The organism is Kocuria sp. NPDC057446, from assembly GCF_042802875.1.
Taxonomy (GTDB): Bacteria; Actinomycetota; Actinomycetes; order Actinomycetales; family Micrococcaceae; genus Kocuria.
The window spans coordinates 1-19859 of sequence record NZ_JBHVDI010000013.1; the positions used below are offsets into that span (position 1 = coordinate 1).

Consider the following 19859-nt stretch of genomic DNA (forward strand, 5'->3'; position numbering starts at 1 on the left):
GCGCGCGCCGGGCCCTCCGAGCGGCGGCACCGCGCGTGAACTCTTCCCCGGAATCCGGTACGCTGGACCGCTGGTGCCCGATGCCCCCGCCCTGCTCGGACCGCGCGGACGGACGACGACGGCGCACCGCCCACCGAGCGAAACCGTGGCTGGCAAAATCCAGGCACCGACGACGAAGGTTTGAACCCCATGAAGACTGACATCCACCCGGACTACCACCCGGTCCTCTTCCGCGACCTGGCCTCCGGCAAGACGATCCTGACCCGGTCCACCGCGACCTCGCAGAAGACGGAGACGTGGGAGGACGGCAACGAGTACCCGATCATCGAGGTCGAGATCTCCTCGGAGTCCCACCCGTTCTACACCGGCAAGCAGCGCATCATGGACTCCGCCGGCCGCGTGGAGCGCTTCAACGCCCGCTTCAAGAACTTCGGCGGCAAGACCAGCAGCTGACAGCCCGTCCCGTTCGCGGGGCCCCGCAGCACCGCCCGCAGGCCCGGACCGCATCGGTCCGGGCCTGCGGCGTGCCCGCGGGTCCCCGCGTAGGCTGACCCGGGACCACCAGCACGGACGAGGGAAGGACACGGATGGCGCAGGAGCGGCGGCACGGGGAGTTCAAGGTGCAGGGCGGCAAGCTCGTGGTCGCGGACCTGGGCGTGGTCGACGGCCGGCTGGCCGACGTCTCCGTCAACGGGGACTTCTTCCTCGAGCCCGACGAGGCCCTCGAGGACATCAACGCCGCGCTGACCGGGCTCAGCGAGCACGCCTCCCAGCAGGAGATCGTCGCGGCCGTCGAGGCCGCCCTCGCACCCGGGGTGGTGCTGTTCGGCTTCTCCCCGCAGGCGATCGCCACCGCGGTCCGCCGGGCCCTGGCCCACGCCACCACGTGGGAGGACCACGTGTGGGAGGTCATCCCGCCCAGGGTGCGGCCCACCCTGGAGAACCTGGCGCTGGACGAGGTCCTCGCCCGCGAGGTGGGTGCGGGCCGGCGCCCGCCCGCGCTGCGGCTGTGGGACTGGGAGGAGCCGTCCGTGGTGATCGGCTCCTTCCAGTCCCTGCGCAACGAGGTGGACGCGGACGGCGCCCGGCGGCACGGCATCTCCGTGGTCCGGCGGGTCTCCGGGGGCGGGGCCATGTTCATGGAGGCGGGCAACTGCATCACCTACTCGCTGTACCTGCCGCAGACCCTCGTCGACGGCCTCAGCTTCTCGGAGTCCTACCCGTTCCTCGACCAGTGGGTCATGCAGGCGTTCCAGCAGATGGGCCTCGAGGCGTTCTACGTCCCGCTCAACGACATCGCCACCGAGCACGGCAAGATCGGCGGCGCCGCCCAGAAGCGCTTCGCGGGGGGCGGCATGGTCCACCACGTGACCATGAGCTACGACATCGACGCGCAGAAGATGACCGAGGTCCTGCGGATCGGCAAGGAGAAGCTCTCGGACAAGGGGCACCGCTCGGCCAAGAAGCGCGTGGACCCGTTGCGCCGGCAGACCGGCATGGCCCGCGCCGACGTGGTGGACAAGCTCATGGAGGTCTTCGCGGAACGCTACGGGGCCGTGCCCGGCGAGGTCCGCGACGCCGAGCTCGCCGCCGCCCGGGAGCTCGTCGCCACGAAGTTCGCCACCCCGGGGTGGATCGCCCGCGTGCCCTGAGCCGCCCGTCCACGGGGCCTGTCCCGGCGCTCCCAGCCGGCTCCGAGCGGCCTCCGAGGCACGGCGGCCTAGCATGAGCGGCAGTCCGCCGCCCCGCCCGCCCCACCGAACGGGAGCCTCCCATGTCCGTCCACGACGACGACCACCGCCACGTCGGCCACGGCACGTACCACGGCGCCGACCGCAGCACCGGGCGCCCGGGCGCCGTCCCGCGGCGCCGGCACCCGTTCCGGCGCGTCCTCCTGGTGCTCCTCGGCCTCGTGCTCGTCCTCGCCCTGGCGGCCGGGCTGTTCGTCTGGAACCTGGGGCGGACCTTCGACGCCCGGCGGCAGGTCCTCGAGGACGCGTTCCCGGCCGAGAGCGAGCGGCCCGCCGCCGGCTCGGCCCAGGACCGGGGCACCACCGTGCTGCTCCTGGGCGCGGACAGCCAGCCCGGCGGGCGGGCCGACGTGGGCGTCGCGGGGGAGCGGGCCGACACCATCATGCTGGTGCACGTGCCCGAGGACGGCGGGGAGGCCTTCGTCGTGTCCGTCCTGCGGGACACGTGGGTGCCGATCCCCGGGGTGGGGGAGGCCAAGATCAACGCGGCGCTCGATCTCGGTGGGGTCCCGCTGATGGTCCGCACGGTCGAGGATCTCGTGGGCACCCGGATCGACCAGGTCGCCGAGGTGGACTTCGCCGGCTTCCAGGCCCTCACCGACGCCCTGGGCGGGGTCACGATCGACGTGCCCCAGGACTTCGTGTCCAACGAGGGCATGACCTTCGAGCAGGGCCCCGAGCACATGGGCGGGGAACGGGCACTCGAGTTCGTCCGGGAGCGCAAGGCCTTCGAGGACGGGGACTTCCAGCGGGTGGAGAACCAGCGCAGCTACGTGCAGGCGGTGCTCCAGCGGCTGCTCGGTCCCCGGACGCTGCTGAATCCCGTCCGGCTGCACACCGTGGTCAGCGACTTCTCGCCGTACCTGACGGTCAGCGAGGGACTCGACGCCGCGTGGATCGCCGGGCTGACCCCCGACCTGGCCGGTCTCTCGGCCGGCGACCTGCGGATGTCCACGGCGCCCGACCTCGGCCTCGGCGTGTCCGCGGACGGGCAGTCCGTCGTGGTGCCCGACCTCGAGGCGATGGCCGGCATCGGCGCGGCGGTCTCTGCCGACGATCTCGGCGGATATCTTGCTACGCTGAACCCTGACGATCAGTAGTTCCCCGCCGGTCCCCCGATCCGGCCCGGAACGACTTCCCCCGCCCGCAGCACGCCCCGCGATCGACCGGGACGGCCCCTCTTGACCCCCGCGAGAAGGCCATGCCGCACACCCCCCGCCCCTTCAGTCCGGACGACGAGCCCGAGGCCTTCTGGCTGCCCGCGGCCCGCGCCCTTCCCACCGGCGCGGCGCGTCCCGCCGCGCGCGCCCTGCTCCGCAGCCCCTGGCCCGAGGCCGGTGCCGCCGTGGCCCGCGCCCTGGGCCCGGACCCCCGCGCGGAGCGGCAGCTCGAGAACCGGCTCCGCCGGGCCGGCCGCGGACGCCCCGCACCGGCCGCGGCCCGCCGGCTCGCGGAGGCGGCCCTGTCCGCAGGACGCATGGCCGAGGCGGACCGGTTCCTGGCGCAGGTGCCGCCCGGCACGAAGGACCTCGCGGGCACGAGAGCCCGCCGGCACCGCCAGGTCGGGCGGATCTCCGAGGCCGTGGTCGAGCTGCGGCGCGCCGTGGCCGCCGGCCGGGCCACCCCGGGGGAACGGCACCGGCTGGTGCACTACGCGGACGAGCTGCGGCTGCTCTCCGGCTGGCGGCCGGCACTCACCCCCGTGGTGGGCTACGGCCCGGAGCCCACGTCCGTGCTGCACGTGCTGGCCGGGACCCCCGCGCGCACCCGCAGCCGCCGCGCCCCGCGCCGCCACTCCCTGCTCTCCGCGACCGTGGCCCAGGGCTGGACCGTGACCGCCGTGACGCGCCCCGGACCCGCGCTGCCCGACGCCCGGCCGCACGGGCCGGCCGCCGAGGTCCTCGACGGCGTGGCGTACCACCGGATCCTGGCTCCGCACCGCGCGCTCCTGCCCACGGCACAGCTCCAGCAGGAGGCCCAGGCGCTGCTCGAGCTCGCGCTGCGCGCCCGGCCCGCGGTGCTGCACACCACGAGCCGGCCCGGCAACGCCCTCGTGACCCGCGCGGTGGCGGAGGCCCTGGGGATCCCGTGGGTCTACGAGGTGCGCGAGCTGCCCGCCGACCGGTGGGCGTCCGCCCGGCCCGCCGAGGCCGCCACGAGCGAGCGCCACCGGCTCGACTGCGCCCGCGAGGCCGAGCTCCTCACCGCCGCGGCCGACGTCGTGACCACGAGCCGCGCCATGGCCGAGCGGGTGCGGACCCTGACCCGCACCCTGCCCGCCGGCCCGGTGCCCGTCCGCGTGGCCCCTGCCGCCGTGGACGGACCGTATCTGGCCGACCCCCGCCCCCTGCGGGAGGCGCGGCGGGTCCTCGGCCTGCCCGAGTCGGCCCGGGTGGTCGGGGCCGTCGCGGACCTGGTGGAGCACGAGGGGCTCGACGACCTCCTGCGCGCGGCGGCCCTGGTGCTGCCGGACGTCCCGGAGCTGCTCGTGGTCCTCGTGGGCGACGGACCGGCGCGGCGGGAGCTCGAGGAGCTGGCCGCGGAGCTCGGGCTGGCCGGCCGGGTCCGCTTCGCGGGACGGGTGCCGGACGAGCAGGTCGTGCAGTACCACCAGGCCTTCGACGTGTTCGTGGTCGCCCGCAAGGACCGTCCGGTCACGCGCTCCGCGGCGCCGACCGAGTCCGTGGAGGCCATGGCCACGGGCACCCCCGTGGTCGCCTCCCGGCTGCCCGTGCTCGCGGAGACCGTGGCCGACGGCATCACGGGGATGCTCACGCCGCCGGAGGAGCCGGAGATCCTCGCCACGGTGCTGCGGATGATGCTCGATTGCCCGGCGGTCCGCCGGTGCCTGGGCGTGGAGGGCCGGCGCCGGGTGGTGCCCGGACGGACGTGGCACGGCGTGGCCTCGGCCGCCGCCGAGGCCTACGACCACGTCACCGGTCGCGCCCGGTCCGACGAGGCGTCGGCCTGAGCACGGTGGGGGCTCAGAGCCGGCCGAGGCGCGCGAGCCGGCGGCGTGCGGCCGCCTCGCTCGGTCCGGTCTCGCCGAGGGCCTTGCCGACCACCGCGAGGGTGAGCCCGGCGGCGCCCCGCACCGGCAGGGGGACCGGGCCCAGCCGGGGGCGCCCGAGGCCGAGCAGCTCCAGCCGGTCCTCGGGCAAGGAGTCCACGACGGCGGCGAACAGGGCGCGGTAGCCCGGCAGCAGCACCGGGTCCAGGGGCGGACGGCGCAGGAACACCACGACCTCGTCCACCCGGGGACCTCCGCTGAGCTGCGGGCCGAAGGACCGGAGGCGCTCGTCGAGCTCGGCCTCGGAGCGCGGCGGCCGCTCCACGCCCATCAGCCGGCCGGCCACGGCCCACTCCCGCACGTAGGCGTCCGGCCCGCCGGGGATGGGTCCGCCCCACCGCTGGTGGCAGCGCAGGAAGGCGTCGGTGAACGCCAGGTGGACCCACTCGGCGAGGTCGGGGTCGTTCGCACAGTACGGGCGCCGCACGCCGTCGGCCCCGGTGTAGCTGCCGCGCACGCTCTCGTGGATCCGGCGGACGTGCGCCGAGGCCCGTCGCGCGGCGGCGGTGTCCCCGTAGGTGACGGTGAAGATCCACCGGATGGTCCCGGCCAGGCGGCCCAGCGGGTCGTGGCGGTAGTCGGAGTGCTCGACGACGCCGGCCAGGGCCCCGGGGTGCAGCGCCTGGGTGAGCAGGGCGCGCACGCCGGCGGGGATGGTGGTCATCGACCCGTGCACCGCCCACACGGCCGAGCCCGGCCGGAAGTGCCCGGCGTCCTGGCCGTCGGCCAGGGCCAGCTCCCACTCCGGCACGTGGTCCGCCTGCCCGGCGAACGTCGTGCGCAGCCTGTCCTGCAGCGGCGCCATCAGCCCCACGTCGCGCTCCTCCCGTCCCGGGTGCTCGGTCGCGACCAGCATGGCCGCCGCCTCCGACATCCGCTCAGCGGCTCCGAGCGCGGGGGCCGCGCCGGCGGGCGGCTCCGGTCAGCGCCGCTCCGGTCAGGACGGCTCCGCGCCGGCCAGAGCCGTGAGGGGCGCGCCCTCGAGGAAGCGCACCAGGCCGGGCGAACGGGTCACCACCGTCTCCTGGTAGCGGCCCGGCAGCTCGGGGTCCTTGCCGATGACCAGCTGCTCGACGTCGTCGAGGAACATCCCCAGCGTCCCGCGCAGCAGCTCCAGCACGGCGTCGTCGCGGAGCATGTCCCGGACGGCGCCGGGCACCCGGAGGATGCGGGTGCCGTCGAGCACCAGGTCGGCGAAGTCCGGGGTGTCGCCCTCCGACCAGCGGGCGGTGCCGGCGGCCGCGACCGCCCCGACCGCCTCGACGGCGAGGGTCACGACGATCGTGGCCTCCGTCAGCGCCGCCTGGGCGGCCTCGTCGCGGCGCCGGACGCGGGGCCTGCGCCAGCGGTTCGGTCGCGCGGGGCCGACCACCAGGTACTCCAGCTGCAGCTTGCCCCGGCAGTCCTCCAGGAAGGAGACGGTGACGGTCTCGGCGGGGGACTCGTCCCGGACGGCGGCGTAGGCCCCGCGCAGGAGGTCCTGCAGGTCGGTCGAGCCCCGGCCGAGGGTGCGCGCCGAGAGGCTCACGGGCCGGCCGTGGTCGTCGAGGCAGCGGACGGTGATCGGCACGCGGGCCACCGTGGTGTCGGGAGGGGATTCCACGCTGACGTCGGGCCTTCCTGCTGGATCGGGGAGTGCTCCTCATTCTAGATGCGCACGCATCGTACCGCTCCGGCACACCGCGTCCACCGTTGTGGGGACGGGAGCGCTCCCACCAGCGGCGACGGCCGGCCGGGCGGGTGCGCGCACCCTCCCGGCCGGCCGTTCCCCGGCTCCGGCGCGGCTCAGGGCCAGGAGCCCTCCTCGGCGTGGGCGACGAACAGCTCGCGGACCTCACACCCGCGGGGCTGGGCGAGGGCGAACAGGACGGCGTTCGCGACGTTCTCCGGGTCGTTGAGCTGGGAGTCGTCCTGGGGCTTGTACTGCTCGTCCCGGTCGTCGAAGAAGCGAGTCTTCATGCCGCCGGGGATGAGCTGGGTGACGCCGACCTCGCCCTTGAGCTCAGCGGCCAGGGCCTGGCTGAAGCCCAGCACGCCAAACTTCGACGCGCAGTACGCCGTGGCGTCCGAGACGCCCTTGAGCGCGAGGGTCGAGGCCACCGTGACCACACGGCCACCCGACTCCCGCAGCGCGGGCAGCGCCGCGCGCACCGTGGAGACGGTGCCGAACAGGTTGACCTGCACGACCTTCTCCCACTCGGTGCTCGCCACGTCCTCGAGCCGGCCGCAGCGGTCGATGCCGGCCGCGGTGACCACCGCGTCCAGGCCGCCTGCCGCCTCCGCAGCCCGGCGCACCGTCTCGGTCACCGCCGCGGTGTCCGCGACGTCGACCTCGTAGGCGGTCACCCCGGTGAGCGCGCTGATGTCCCGGTCCAGGACGATGGGGGTGCCGCCGTTCTCGCGGACGGCCTCCGCCACGGCGGCGCCGAGCCCGGAGGCACCGCCGGTGATCAGCACCCGGCCGGGGTTGGTGGACTGGAAACTCATGCAACTTCCTCTCTGCTGGACACGGCCGCGCCCGCGGCCGGTGCCGCGGGCGGGCGTGCTGCTCCTGGTGGGAACAGGGGCAGGCCCCGCGGATGCGGCGGCCTGGTCACTGCTACGGTAACCGGTCCCGGCCGGTTCATCAGTATGCTCATCAGGACGGCCCGGGGGTGTCCGCCCGCACCCGCCCGGGAGACGCCCGCCCGAACGGAGAAGGAGTTCCATGACCACCGCAGCACCCGCCACCGCCCCGAGGACCGAGCTCACCGTGCTGGACCCCCGGGACGGGTCCACGGTCGGCACCGTGGCCGCGGCCACGGAGGAGGAGGTCCGCGCCGCGGTCGCCGCCGCCCGCGGCGCCGCCCGGGACTGGGCGCGGACCGCCCCCGAGGAGCGGGGGCAGGCCCTGCGCGCCGCCGCGGACCGCCTGGCCGAGCACGCCCAGGAGCTGGCCGAGCTCAACGCCCGCGAGACCGGCAAGCCCGTGGGGGAGTCCCTGGGCGGGGTCATGGCCGGGGTCGGCACGCTGCGCCAGTACGCGGAGCTCGCCCCGGTGCACCGGGGCCACAGCCTGCGCGGCAGCGTGCTGGCGGCCGACTACACCGTCGCGGAGCCGCGCGGCGTCGTCGTCGCCCTCACGCCCTGGAACGACCCCGTGGCCGTGGCCGCCGGCCTGCTGGGCGCGGCGGTCGTCACCGGAAACACCGTGGTCCACAAGCCCAGCGAGCGCTGCCCGCACGTCGGGGCCCGGCTCGGGGAGATCCTCGCGGCGGCGCTGCCCGCGGGCGTGCTCGGCACCGTCACCGGCGGCGCCGCCGTGGGCGAGCTGCTCACGGCGCTGCCCGGCGTCGACGTCCTCGCCCACGTCGGCTCCACCGCCACCGGGGAGGCCGTCGCCCGCGCCGCGGTGGGCACCGGCGCCCACGTGATCCGGGAGAACGGCGGCAACGACGCCCTCGTGGTCGACGACGACGTGGACCCGGCCTGGGCCGCGGCGCAGGCGGCCCTGGGGGCCTTCGCCAACTCGGGACAGATCTGCGTGGCCGTCGAGCGGATCTACGTCCACCGCGGCATCGCCGAGCCCTTCCTCGAGGCCCTGGCCGAGGAGGCGCGCCGGCGCAACACCGACGGCGCCCTCGCCCCGCTGGTCGACGAGCGGATGCGCGCGGAGGTCCACCGCCAGGTCGCCGACAGTGTCGCCCAGGGGGCGGTCGTGCTCGAGGGCGCCGAGGTCCCCGAGGGCCCCGGCGCGCACTACCCGGCCACCGTGCTGCGCGGGTGCACCCCCGGGATGACCGTGATGACCGAGGAGACGTTCGGGCCCGTGGCACCGGTCCAGGTGGTCGACAGCTTCGACGAGGGGCTCCGGCTGGCCGCCGAGGACCGCTACGGGCTGGCCGCGACCGTGCTGACCGGACGGATCGCCCACGCCCAGCGTGCCGTGGCCGAGCTGCCGGTGGGCACGCTGAAGGTCAACAACGTCTTCGGCGGCGCCCCGGGTGGTGCCGCGCAGCCGCGCCGGGCCTCCGGGGCGGGCTTCGGCTACGGCCCGGAGCTCCTGGACGAGATGACGCAGGTCAAGGTGGTGCACCTCGAGATGCCGCCCGCCGCAGGCTGAGCCCGACAGGTCCCGTCACGGTCCGTCCTGGGCGCCGGCCGCTCTGGCACGGCGCTGTGAGCGGCGCTCAGAATGAGCCGTGGACCTGCGCCCACGGTCACGTGCGCTGACCGGAATCCTCGTGCTCATCGGGGCCGCGGTGGGCAGCGTCTGGGGAGTGCTGCCGCTGCCACCGTGTCGCTGGGAGCGGCTCCGCTGCTGGCCCAGGGGGCTGTGGCTTCTCCTCATGGCCCTGCGCCCGGGCCATGCCCAGATGCTCGACCTCTGGTAGCCAGCAGACTGAGCGGGAGCGGAGCGGCCTCGATCCGCGTTCTCGACATCAGTCACGGTCCGGAGGGGGACCGGGGTGCCGCGCTCGGCCGCCCGGTGTCGGCGTCGGTGGAGACCGCACCGCCGATGCAGCGGTCGTCGGTCTGACAGAACTCCACTGACCGTGCGCGCCTTCTCTCCAGCCTGCCGGCGTGAGCCGATGCCGCTGCAGCGGCCCCACCAGTCAGGACCGTTGCAGTGCGGAGACCATGCCGGTGATCCGTGCCGAGGGCAGCGTCCCGAGCTCGTGGGCGAGCGTGGTCTGGAAACACCGGAACGCGTGCAGAGCCGCCGCTTCGTTGTCGAGCGCCAGGTGCCCCTGGACGAGGATCCGGACCGCGCTCTCCCGCAGCGGATCCAGGTCCCGGACCGTCTGGGCCAGGGTCAGCGCCCGGTAGACGTCGCGCCGATCCAGGGCGGCTTGCGCGAGCTGTTCCAGGGCGTTGGCGTACAGGCCGCGCAAACGCTCCTGCTCGGCCAGGACCCAGTCGTCGTACCATCCGGGCAACAGCTCCACCCGGGATCGGTCGATGCACCACCGGTCGTCCGGGATCGGAGCGGTCAAAGGGCCCGCCAGGAAGTCCAGCAGCCGGTGGAGATCCACGTCGACCGATGTGGCCAGGGCCAGGTCGTGGCCGCGGACGGCGATGAGTCCTGGAAGCCGGCGGGAGATGGTGAAGACCGAGGCACGCAGGCTGCCCATGGCATGGGCCTCTGTGCACTCGGGCCACAGGAGTCCGCCGAGGAAGTGCCGTGACCTCTCGCCGTGCACCGCGAGGGCGGCCAGCAGACGCTGCTGCCGGTGCCCCAGAAGAACGGCCGTGCCGCCGACCGACAGATCCCAGCCGCCCAGCAGGCGCAGACGTGTGACGTGCTTCTCGTGGTGCATGGCCGGTCCCCCTGCTGAGTGGCTGCCCGCGGTGAAGAGGTCGATGACTGTCAGCATCGAATGCGGACAGTGGCATGTCAAAGAAATGACATAGATCTTCGCCGGAGGTCCGTACGGCAACGATTGAGCATCGTCCCACGTCGTCACGTCATGGCGCCCACCGGGTCGGCAGAACTCGGCGCTTCCCGCGAGCACCTGGACGCGCCGGGTTCAGAAGCGGCGGCGGACCCGGATGGTGTTGGCCAGGCGCCGGACCTTGGGCACGTTCGTGGAGAGCACCAGGTAGCCGGTGAGGGTGCCCACGGTGGTCGCCCCGCCGGCGATGAGCGGGACGTGGAACCTCCGCCACCGCTCCGGGTCGGAGGCGAGGATGTGGGCCATGCCGTTGATGGACGCGGCGATCACCGCCCCGGCCACCACCTGGTGGCCGATCTTCTCGCCGCGCTTGAGCAGCGGCTCGAACTCGTCGGCGCGCAGGTGGACGTCGAAGCCGCCGCGCTCCAGGACCACGATCAGCCGCCGCAGGTACTCGGGGGCCTCGACGCCCATCTGCACCGCGTCCTGCAGGATGTCGCGCACCCGCTTGGCGAGGATCTCGGGGGAGAGCCGGTGCAGCACGAACCGCTGCGCGTACGGGGTGAGGACGGTGACGAGGTCGAAGTCGGGGTCCAGGCCGGTGCCCACGGACTCCGCGGTGACGAGCATCCGCAGGAACAGGGCGGACTCGCGCGGCAGGTGCATCCGGTAGCGGCGCAGCATCCCGATGAGGTCGCCCATCAGGTGGCCCACCCGCACCTGGTGCAGGGGCTTGTTCGCGTAGCGGCGCAGCATGATCGCCACGTCCCGCTCGAGCTCCTTCTTGTTGACGTCCTGCTCCTGCGAGGTCAGCCCGAGCAGCCCCGCGGCGATCCGTCGCGGGTTCTCCTGCACCACCCCGAGCATCAGGGTCACCAGGTGGTCCCGGAAGTCGTCGGTGAGGGTGCCCATCATGCCGAAGTCGATGATGCCGATCCGCCCGCCCGTCTCCACGAAGAGGTTGCCGGGGTGCGGGTCCGCGTGGAAGAAGCCGTGCTCGAAGATCATCCGGCAGATGGCCTCGGTCGAGTCCACGGCCAGCAGGTGCCGGTCGAGCCCGGCGTCCTCGAGCGCGGGGTAGTCGTTGATCTTGATGCCCCGGATCCGCTCCATCGTCAGGATCCGGGAGGTCGAGGCCTCCCAGAAGATCTCCGGGATGTGCACGCGGGGGTCGCCCCGGAAGTTCTCGGCCATCCGCTGGGCGTTGCGGGCCTCCGTGAGGTAGTCGAGCTCGTCCCGGAGGGACTGGGCGAACTCGTCCGCGAGCCCCTCGAGGTCGAAGTGCTGCACCGCCGGCCAGTAGGTGGACATCAGCTTGGCCAGCTCCGAGAGGATCTCGAGGTCGCGGTTGACCTCCTCGACGACGCCGGGGCGGCGCACCTTCACGATGACGTCCACGCCCTTGTAGACGGCCGCGTGGGCCTGGCCGATCGAGCCGGTGGCGAGGGGCACCGGGTCGATCTCGGCGAGGATCTCCTCCGCCGCGGAGTCCGGCTCCGACTCGATCATGGCCCGGATCCGCTCCGGGGGCACCGGCGGCGAGTTGTCCTGCAGCCGCGTCAGCTCCTGCACGTACCGCGGCGGCAGCAGGTCCGGCCGGGTCGAGACCACCTGGCCCAGCTTCACGAAGGTGGGGCCGAGCTCCTCGAGCGCCTGCCGCAGGTGGACGGGCTGGCTGTAGAGCTTGTCGGGGTCGATGAGCCGGACCCGGGCCAGCGGCGCGCGCCACTCCTCCTTGATCCCGCCGAGGGCGAAGCCGAAGCCGTGCTTGGAGAGGACCTCGAGGATCTGGAGGAAGCGCTCGCGGCGGCTGATCATCGGCGGGCCGCTCCGGTGCTCATCCGGGCCAGGTAGAAGGACATGAACCCGGTGGCGACGGCCACGATGAAGCTCAGCGCGCTCACCAGCGGCTCGATGCCGAGGAAGACCACGCACACGGCGCCCAGGGCCACGGTCAGGACGAGCAGCACCCACACGGCCACGTGCACCCGCCCGAGCACGCCGGCCCCCGGGCCGGCGGAGGAGCGCTGGGCGGACACGTCGTCGTCCTGCGGGGCGCGCTCGGCGCCGGAGGCCGCGGCGGACACCGCCAGGCCCTTGCGCCACTTCTTCGCGTTGCGCGAGCGGTCGGCCTCGGCCGGGACGTAGGCGTCGGGCACGGCGAAGCTGCCGCCGGGCGGCAGGAGCTCGGGGACGTCGTTGGGCAGCTGCTCGAACCACTCCGCAGGGATGTCCTCCGGACGCGCGGCCTGGAGCGTCATCGAGACCTCGAAGGCCGAGCCCCGGATGGTGCCCCACACGGCCGTCAGCCTGTCCCGCTGGAAGGCGTGGTCGATGATCGGGATGAACTGCTGGGACATCTGGGTGGAGAGCCGGCCCACCTGACGGCGCTCGTAGAGCACGTCCACGATGTCCAGGGTCTGCCCGTGGTGGTTGCGGACCTTGTTGGTCTCCAGGGTCAGCATCACGCGGCCCTCCCCGGACGGCGGGATGACGCTGTGCAGGTACTCGGCGAACTCCTGCTCGTCCAGGACCTTGATCGACGGGCCCTGCGGGAGCACCGCGGCCTGCGCCGGGGGCGTGTTGAGCGGGAACAGCAGGTCGGGGGCCGCGATCGACAGCCGCGCCGTGGCGTCGACCTCCGCCTGCCCGTCCTGGCGCAGGACCGTGGCCTCCAGCTTCAGCGGCGCCACCGGGGTGTACCCGGAGGCGATGACCCGCGCCAGGTAGGGCCAGTACCGCTGCGCGTCCTGCTGGGCGAGGTGCCCGATCTTGTTGGGCCCGATCCGCACCGAGACCGTGTGCGGGTCGAAGGGGTTGTCCGGTTCCGGGACCAGCGCCGCGTTGCCCGTCCAGGTGCGCAGCTTGCCGAAGGACAGACCGCCGAACACCCGCATGATCTCGGTGTCGTAGAAGTTCTCCGTGACGATCTCCAGAGAGCCGCGGTCGTTGAGCGCGTAGTCGGTCATGGTCTCCCTCGATGGAGGCGGGGCATCAAGTCGTCAATAGCTTCTCACGATTCCCCCGGCACCCGGTCCACCGCCGGGCCGCTGCGGTGTCCGCGCTGACTGGTGCAATGATGACCGATCAGGACACCGGGCGGGCCCCGGTGGAACGCCCCGGGACGAGAGCCGGCCCGGGCCCGCAGAGGAGGCGCACGGATGCCCGAGGGCCAGGTCCCCCCGCCCGAGCCCGGCCGCCCGGCGGTGGACGTCGACGTGCTGCGCACGCTGTTCCTCAGCCCCGCGGACTGGATCCACCGCCGCGTGGAGTCCGTGCTCCTGAGCCCCGACGGCGTCACCCGCCGGAAGGTCTCCCTCGACGTCGACCTCGCCGCGCGCGCCCCCTGGCCGACCGACGCCGCCGGCCGGCTGCTGGTGCCGGTGACCATCCAGGCCAAGCAGCCCCTGCGCAACTTCGACGCCGTCTGCCAGGGCGATCCCGTCCCGGTGCTCAGCACGGAGGACAACGGCGCGCTCGCCGAGCTGCTGCTGCGCGGGCTGATCCCGGAGCAGCTGCCGCCGGCGGAGGCGGCCGTGCTGGCGGAGGACCTCGTGCCGGCGATCGTGCACGCCCCGGAGCTGCTCGTGGAGGACGCGCTGGACGGCTTCTGGGCCTACTGCGAGCACCTGCGCGAGGTGGTGCAGGAGCTCGTCGAGCGCGGGCGGCTGCCGGTGGAGGACGCCGAGCACTGGGAGGCCGACCTCGCCCTGTTCACCACGGTGGCCGACCAGCTGGCCCGCGGCTTCCTGCTGACCTTCGCGCTGCCCGCGGAGTTCGCGGGGCGCCGGCTCGTGCTCAAGTACGCGATGGACGAGCAGTACGCCGCCGGCCGCCGGCCGCGCGCCCGGGACCGGCTGCGGCACTGCTGGATGCCCTGGGTGGGCCGGGTGGGCCTGCACGACCTCGCCTCCTGCCGCAGCTTCCACCTGGAGCTGACGGTGCCCGCGGAGGTCCGGCTGCACGAGTTCACGGTCCTCTCGCACGAGGGCGGCCGCACCGGCGGCCCGGGGGGTTCGCACCGGGCGGTGGACCGGGTGCTCGCCGAGGACCGCACCGTGCGGCGGTGGCCCGGGGCGGTGCGCGGCCATCTGGCGCTGCGGCCGACGTCCCGCTTCGACGACGCCTTCTGCGAGATGGTGATCCTGCCGGCACGGCAGGGGATCACGGCGTTCGCCTCGGTGGCGGTCAGTCTCATCACGGCGGTCCTGCTGCTCGTGGGGCTCGTGGCCACCGGGCGGGAGCACGTCCTGGGCCCCGGCTGGCAGGTGCCCTCCGCGGCGGCCTCGATCGTGATGTCCGTGGTGGCGGTGCTGCTGTCCTGGATCAACCGGCAGCCGGAGCACGACCTCTCGGTGCGCGTGATGCGCCCCCTGCGCTACGCGCTCAACCTGGAGGCCCTGGTCATGCTGATGCTCGCCGGCGCGGCCTCGGTTCCGCTCACCCCGGGCGCCGCCGCGGCGTACTGGTCGGTGCTCGTGCTGCTGCACGTGCTGTCCCTCGTGCTCGTGGCGCGCACCTGGTGGGTGCGGCGGTCCGTGGACCGGGGCTGGTACACCTCCCGGGCCCGGCGGCACGGCCGATGACCGGCGGCGCTCTGTTCAGTGCGGCGGCGGCCTCCTACACTGGAGAGGTCACGGAAAGGATCCACCATGGCCTATGACGCCCGGACCGGCCCGCAGGCGCCCCAGCCGCGCCGCGAGCACCGCAACGACTCCAAGGTGAACCTGCTGCAGATGGGCAACTCGTCGATGTCGCTCGGCCAGAGCCTCGACCGCCGGGTCTTCAAGTCCAACGAGGACGCCCAGCGCGCCGTCGACCGCGTGCTGCGCCGCTCGGGGCGCCCCGCGACCTGACGCCGCGTCCTCCCCGGGGCCGCGATCCCGGTCCCGTCCCGCGAGTCCTTCCGATGCCCCCGGCCCCGGCCGGGGGCATCGCCGCTGCCGGGGGCGGGAGGGTCTCAGGCGCGCGCCGCCGCCTGCGCCCGCAGCGCCCGCAGCAGGTGGTCCCGCTCCTCGACCAGGATCCGGCGCAGGGCCGCGGGCGCCCCGGCGTGGTTGCTCAGCCACAGCTCCGTGCGGGCGAGCACCGGGTGGTGCTCGGGGTCGTGGCCCGGCTCGAGGTCGGCGCCCGCCGGGTAGAGGCCGGCCACGATGCGGGTGGCCATCCCGATGGACCGGCGCGCCCACACCTCCGCCAGCATCGCGAAGTACTGCTCGCGGTAGGGCTCCAGCAGCTCGGCCGGGCCCAGCCGGAAGCCCTCGATCGTGGCGCTCAGCAGGTCGTTGGACAGCTCGTCACCGGTGATCGCCTCCCACGCCTCGGTCTTCGCCCGGGGGAGCGGGCGGGCGGCGCGGGTGCGGGCCCAGCCCACCTGCCCCGTGCGGGTCCGGTCCGCGGCGCGCTCCCGCTCCAGGGCGGCGTCCAGCCCGGGGTCCTCGCCGCGGCCGGTGGCCGCGAGCGCCGTCCACAGCGCCCAGCGCAGATCCGGGCCCAGTCGCAGCCCGGGCAGGGCGTCCCGCCCGCCGAGCAGGTCGCGCAGCCATCCGGCGTGGCTCCCGTCGCGGCGGGCCGTGCGGGCGGTGAGCCGGGCGAGGGCCAGCTGCCGGTCGCTGCCGGGGTCGGCCCGGCGCAGCTCCCGCACGGCGGCGTCGAGCAGCCGCCCCCGCAGCCGGTCCCGCCGGGCGGCCGGGGTGAAGCGCTCGACGGCCTCCACGGCGTGGTCCACGGCGGTGACGAACATCCCGGTCCGCGGTTCGGCGAAGCCGTGGTCGAGGACGGCGCCCACCCAGTCCCCCGGGTCGAGCTCGGCGTCCCGGGTGGCGTTCCACAGCCCCGACCACAGCTGGGCGCGGGCCATGTCGTCCTCCACGGAGGACAGGGAGCTCAGGGCCGTGGTCAGCGAGAGGGGGTCCAGGCGGGTCTTGGCGTAGGTGAGGTCCTCGTCGTTGACCACCAGCAGCGGCGCGGTCGAGCCCACGAGCTCGGGGACCTCCACGCAGGACTCCGCGGGCAGGTCCACGCTGACCGTCCCGGTGCGCACCAGGACGTCCCCGGGCCCGCGCTCGTAGCCGCCCAGCAGCAGCCGGTGCGGGCGCAGCACCCCGGCCCCCGGGTCCTGGAGCAGCGCCGCGAAGCGCACGGCGCCGTCCTCGTCCCGGGCCAGGTCCAGGGTCAGGGAGCTGACGCCGGAGGTGCCCAGCCAGGCCTCCGCCCAACCGCGCACGTCCCGCCCGGAGGCCTCCTCGAGCACGGCCAGGAAGTCCTCCAGGGTGGTGGAGCCGTAGGCGTGGCGGCGGAAGTAGGCGCGGCAGGCCTCGACGAACGGGCCGTAGCCCACGAACGCGACGAGCTGCTTGAGCACGGCGGCGCCCTTGGCGTAGGTGATGCCGTCGAAGTTCTGCCGGGCGGCCTCCAGGTCCTGGACGTCGGCGACCACCGGGTGGGTGGTGGGCAGCTGGTCCTGCCGGTAGGCCCAGGCCTTCCGGCGGTCCGCGAACGCGATCCAGGCCTCCTCGAAATCCGTGGCCTGCACGGACGCGTGCGCCCCCATGAACTCGGCGAAGGACTCCTTGAGCCACAGGTCGTCCCACCAGGTCATGGTGACGAGGTCCCCGAACCACATGTGGGACATCTCGTGCATCAGGGTGTTCGCCCGCCCCTGGTGCTGGGCGCGGGTGGCCCCGTCCGGGAACAGGTACTCCTCGGTGAAGGTCACCAGCCCGGGGTTCTCCATGGCGCCCAGATTGTACTCGGGCACGAACGCCTGTTCGTACTTGCCGAACGGGTACGGGTAGCCGAACAGCTCCGTGAAGAACGTCAGGCCCTGCCGGGTGAGGTCGAACAGCTCCCGGGCCCCGGTGGCCGCGTCCAGGTGCTCCGCCAGCGAGGCGCGGCAGTACAGGGCCAGCGGCACGGACATGCGGCTGCCGTCCTCGAAGGAGTGCCGCCACTCGCCCGCGACCCGGTGGTACGGACCCGCCAGCACCGTGGTGATGTACGTGGAGATCCGCTCCGTGGCGGCGAACTCGTGGCGCGCGGCCCCGGGCCGCTCGGCCTCCGGAGCGGGGGACACGGCCATGCGCACCCCGTTGGAGGAGACCTGCCAGTCCTCCGGGGCCAGCACCGTGAACCGGAAGGACGCCTTGAGGTCGGGCTGCTCGAAGTTCGCGAAGACCCGGCGGGCGTCCGCCGGCTCGTACTGCGTGTACAGGTAGACCCGGCCGTCGGCCGGGTCCGCGAACCGGTGCATCCCCTCGCCCGAGCGGGAGTACAGCCCCCGCCCGGCCACCCGGACCTCGTTGGCCGCCTCCAGCGACGGCAGGCGGATCCGCGCGCCCTCGACGACGTCGTCCGGGTCCAGCGCCCGGCCGTTGACCGTCACCGACTCCACGGAGTGCCCGATGAAGTCCAGGAACGTCTGGGCGCCCTCCTCGGCGCCGAAGCGCACGGTGGTCACGGACCGGAACGAGTCCTCCTCCGGGTCCGGCGCGGTGGACAGGTCCAGCAGGACGTCGTAGCTCTCCACGGAGACGAGCTCGGAGCGGTCGGCGGTCTCGCGGCGGGTCAGGTTGTCGTTGCGCACCGTGCCATTGAACCACCCGGGCCACCCGGGCCTCCCGGTCCCCGAGTACCCGGCGGTCCCGGTCCCTGGACACCCGGCCGTGCCCCCGTAGGCTGGACGGCGACCCGCCCGCCCGTCCGCACGAGCCGCCCGCAGGAGGAGCCCATGGCCGACCAGGACCGCCGGACCCTGCTCTCCGGGGCGCTGCTCGGGGCGGGCGTCGCCGCCTCCGTGGTGGACCTCGCCGTCTTCCACCTGCTCCTGCACTGGCACCACTTCTACGACCTGTCCACCACCGGGGTGGCCCTCGCGTCCGACGGAATCTTCCACGCCTTCGGCTGGTTCGTCACCGTGGGCTCCCTCTTCCTGCTGGCCGACATCCGGCGTCGCGGCACCGTCTCCTGGGGTCGCTGGAGCGGGGCGCTGCTCGCCGGCCTCGGCGCGTTCCAGCTCTTCGACGGCGTGGTCCTGCACAAGGTGCTCCGGATCCACCAGATCCGCTACGACGTGGACCTGCTGGTCTACGACGCCACCTGGATCGGCGCGGCCGTGCTCGCGCTCGCCGCGGGCCTGGTGCTGCTGCGCCGGGCCCGCCCCGCCGGCCCCGCCCGCCCGGGGCGATGACGCACCACCACGGCACCACCGGGTGGGCCCTGCTCGAGGGGGCCGTGCTGGTCCTGCTCGCCCTGGCCGCCGTCGGCTGGGCGGCGGGCCTGTGGGCGGCACGGCACCGCGGCCCGTGGCCGGTGCACCGGACGGTGCTGTGGTTCGCGGGCCTGCTTTGCGCCGGAACGGCGCTCGTCGGTCCCCTGGCGCAGGCCGCGCGCACCGGCTTCACCGCCCACATGGCCGGGCACCTGCTGCTGGGGATGCTCGCCCCGCTGCTGCTGGTGCTCGCCGCCCCCGTGACCCTCGCGCTGCGCGCCCTGCCCGTGGCCCGGGCCCGGGCCGTGTCGCGGGCGCTGCGCCGGCCGCCCGTCCGGGCGGTGGCGCACCCGGTGACGGCCGGCGCGCTCAACGCGGGCGGGCTCTGGGTGCTCTACGGCACGGGGCTGTACGGCCAGCTGCACGCCTCCGTGGCCGTGCACGCGGCGGTGCACCTGCACGTGCTCCTCGCGGGCTGCGTGTTCACGGCGGCCGTGGCCGGGGTGGACCCGAATCCGCACCGGGGCTCCTTCCGGCTGCGCGCGGCGGTGCTGGTCGGCTTCGTGGCGGCCCACTCGGCGCTCGCCAAGCACCTGTACGGGCATCCCCCGGACGGGGTGGAGGCGTCCGACGCCCGCGCGGGCGCCCAGCTCATGTACTACGGCGGGGACGTGGTGGACGTGGCGCTCATCGTGGTGCTGTTCGCGCAGTGGTACGCCGCTCGCGGGCCGCGGGAGCGCGCCGCCCGGCCGGTGGCCTGAGCGGACCGGGTCACGCCCCCGGGGTCCGGGTCCCGGCGGGCCTCCAGCTCGGCCACGAGCTCCTCGTGGCGGTCCTGGGTGACGGGGTGCGGGCCGTCGGGGTTCACCAGGTACTCGTGCTCCAGCTGGCACACGATCCTGCTGTGCAGCACCTGCAGGTCCACGAGGGACAGCGCGGAGAGCTCCGCGGGGAAGTCGCCGTCCGGTCCCAGGCACGTGTCGCAGTCCCGGTGCCCTCCGTCGCCGGTGTCCGGCCGGGACGGGACGACGTCGACGCCGCTCACGCCGCCACCCCGCCCAGCCCGGCGCCGCTCCACGGCGCGGGGGCCGGTGGCTGCGGCCGGGGGCCCGGGCCGGGCGGCTCGGCGAGGCCGAACGGCACCGGCCGGGTGAGGACCTGCACGGCGTCCCCCGGCTCCGCACCGGGTCCGAGGTCGAGGGACCACCGCAGCAGCTCCAGGCCGCCCGGGTCGACGTGCTGGGCTCCCGTGAGGTCCACGGTCACGGCCGCACCCGGGAACAGGGCGCGGGCCCGGCCGACGAGCGGGCCCAGGGCCCGGTGGTTGCGCTCGGTGAGATCGCCGGTGACGACGAGGCGCACGCGGCGGGAGTCCAGCTCGATGCGCACGACGACGGACAGGGAGTGTTCCATGCGGGGTCCTTCTACGACAGGACGTCACGGCCGGCTGCTCG

General features: G+C 74.5%; 18 protein-coding genes. 9 read left to right on the plus strand and 9 right to left on the minus strand.

Features of this window, described 5'->3' with window-relative positions; all coding sequences use genetic code 11:
• Positions 1–189: 189 nt before the first annotated feature.
• From ACFU0Y_RS03160 to ACFU0Y_RS03175, 4 genes are all read left to right on the plus strand, one after another.
• Positions 190–453, plus strand: coding sequence for a type B 50S ribosomal protein L31 (locus tag ACFU0Y_RS03160; protein ID WP_380212992.1), 264 nt, complete (start codon positions 190–192; stop codon positions 451–453).
• Between the two features lie 134 nt (positions 454–587).
• Positions 588–1652, plus strand: a complete 1065-nt coding sequence (locus tag ACFU0Y_RS03165) for a biotin/lipoate A/B protein ligase family protein (RefSeq protein ID WP_380212993.1) — start codon at positions 588–590, stop codon at positions 1650–1652.
• A gap of 122 nt (positions 1653–1774) precedes the next feature.
• Positions 1775–2851: an LCP family protein gene (locus ACFU0Y_RS03170; protein WP_380212994.1), complete on the plus strand. Its 1077-nt coding sequence runs from the start codon at positions 1775–1777 to the stop codon at positions 2849–2851.
• A gap of 101 nt (positions 2852–2952) precedes the next feature.
• The gene (locus tag ACFU0Y_RS03175; RefSeq protein ID WP_380212995.1) at positions 2953–4722 is read left to right on the plus strand and encodes a glycosyltransferase family 4 protein; all 1770 of its coding nucleotides are present in this window, start codon (positions 2953–2955) and stop codon (positions 4720–4722) included.
• Between the two features lie 13 nt (positions 4723–4735).
• On the opposite strand, the gene ACFU0Y_RS03180 is transcribed toward ACFU0Y_RS03175, so the two are convergent.
• From ACFU0Y_RS03180 to ACFU0Y_RS03190, 3 genes are all read right to left on the minus strand, one after another.
• The gene (locus ACFU0Y_RS03180) at positions 4736–5626 is read right to left on the minus strand and encodes an oxygenase MpaB family protein (RefSeq protein ID WP_380213025.1); all 891 of its coding nucleotides are present in this window, start codon (positions 5624–5626) and stop codon (positions 4736–4738) included.
• A gap of 132 nt (positions 5627–5758) precedes the next feature.
• Entirely contained in the window at positions 5759–6424 is a 666-nt protein-coding gene (locus ACFU0Y_RS03185; protein ID WP_380212996.1) for a hypothetical protein, read from the minus strand.
• A gap of 182 nt (positions 6425–6606) precedes the next feature.
• Positions 6607–7308 (minus strand): SDR family oxidoreductase, encoded by a 702-nt coding sequence (locus ACFU0Y_RS03190; protein ID WP_380212997.1) that lies wholly within the window; start codon positions 7306–7308, stop codon positions 6607–6609.
• Positions 7309–7528: 220 nt separating this feature from the next.
• Here ACFU0Y_RS03190 and ACFU0Y_RS03195 point away from each other — a divergent pair, with 220 nt between their 5' ends.
• On the plus strand, positions 7529–8923 hold the full coding sequence (locus ACFU0Y_RS03195) for an aldehyde dehydrogenase family protein (protein WP_380212998.1): 1395 nt from the start codon (positions 7529–7531) through the stop codon (positions 8921–8923).
• Positions 8924–9416: 493 nt separating this feature from the next.
• Here the strand turns inward: ACFU0Y_RS03195 and ACFU0Y_RS03200 are convergent, their stop codons facing one another.
• The 3 genes from ACFU0Y_RS03200 to ACFU0Y_RS03210 all read right to left on the minus strand — a co-directional run bounded on the left by ACFU0Y_RS03200 (position 9417) and on the right by ACFU0Y_RS03210 (position 13165).
• A complete protein-coding gene (locus tag ACFU0Y_RS03200) occupies positions 9417–10178 on the minus strand; it encodes a BTAD domain-containing putative transcriptional regulator (RefSeq protein WP_380212999.1) in 762 nt (253 codons plus the stop codon).
• Positions 10179–10331: 153 nt separating this feature from the next.
• On the minus strand, positions 10332–12014 hold the full coding sequence (locus tag ACFU0Y_RS03205) for an ABC1 kinase family protein (protein WP_380213000.1): 1683 nt from the start codon (positions 12012–12014) through the stop codon (positions 10332–10334).
• Positions 12011–13165 carry a hypothetical protein gene (locus ACFU0Y_RS03210; RefSeq protein WP_380213001.1) on the minus strand — a complete coding sequence of 385 codons (1155 nt, stop codon included), beginning with the start codon at positions 13163–13165 and terminating at the stop codon, positions 12011–12013. Before ACFU0Y_RS03210 ends, ACFU0Y_RS03205 begins: the two co-directional genes overlap by 4 nt.
• A gap of 192 nt (positions 13166–13357) precedes the next feature.
• On the opposite strand from ACFU0Y_RS03210, the gene ACFU0Y_RS03215 reads away from it, so the two are divergent.
• Entirely contained in the window at positions 13358–14782 is a 1425-nt protein-coding gene (locus ACFU0Y_RS03215; protein ID WP_380213002.1) for a hypothetical protein, read from the plus strand.
• Positions 14783–14848: 66 nt separating this feature from the next.
• The gene (locus ACFU0Y_RS03220; RefSeq protein WP_380213003.1) at positions 14849–15052 is read left to right on the plus strand and encodes a hypothetical protein; all 204 of its coding nucleotides are present in this window, start codon (positions 14849–14851) and stop codon (positions 15050–15052) included.
• 104 nt (positions 15053–15156) lie between these two features.
• Here the strand turns inward: ACFU0Y_RS03220 and pepN are convergent, their stop codons facing one another.
• Positions 15157–17781 carry an aminopeptidase N gene (gene pepN, locus ACFU0Y_RS03225; protein ID WP_380213004.1) on the minus strand — a complete coding sequence of 875 codons (2625 nt, stop codon included), beginning with the start codon at positions 17779–17781 and terminating at the stop codon, positions 15157–15159.
• 144 nt (positions 17782–17925) lie between these two features.
• Here pepN and ACFU0Y_RS03230 point away from each other — a divergent pair, with 144 nt between their 5' ends.
• Entirely contained in the window at positions 17926–18384 is a 459-nt protein-coding gene (locus tag ACFU0Y_RS03230) for a DUF2243 domain-containing protein (protein WP_380213005.1), read from the plus strand.
• The gene (locus tag ACFU0Y_RS03235) at positions 18381–19166 is read left to right on the plus strand and encodes a cytochrome c oxidase assembly protein (protein ID WP_380213006.1); all 786 of its coding nucleotides are present in this window, start codon (positions 18381–18383) and stop codon (positions 19164–19166) included. Before ACFU0Y_RS03230 ends, ACFU0Y_RS03235 begins: the two co-directional genes overlap by 4 nt.
• Here ACFU0Y_RS03235 and ACFU0Y_RS03240 read toward each other — a convergent pair.
• Together ACFU0Y_RS03240 and ACFU0Y_RS03245 are read right to left on the minus strand one after the other, a co-directional pair.
• A complete protein-coding gene (locus ACFU0Y_RS03240; protein ID WP_380213007.1) occupies positions 19064–19450 on the minus strand; it encodes a hypothetical protein in 387 nt (128 codons plus the stop codon). The two genes, ACFU0Y_RS03235 and ACFU0Y_RS03240, sit on opposite strands and share 103 nt — an antisense overlap.
• Positions 19447–19818 carry a hypothetical protein gene (locus ACFU0Y_RS03245; RefSeq protein ID WP_380213008.1) on the minus strand — a complete coding sequence of 124 codons (372 nt, stop codon included), beginning with the start codon at positions 19816–19818 and terminating at the stop codon, positions 19447–19449. The genes ACFU0Y_RS03240 and ACFU0Y_RS03245 overlap by 4 nt, the downstream gene beginning before the upstream one ends.
• Positions 19819–19859 lie beyond the last annotated feature (41 nt).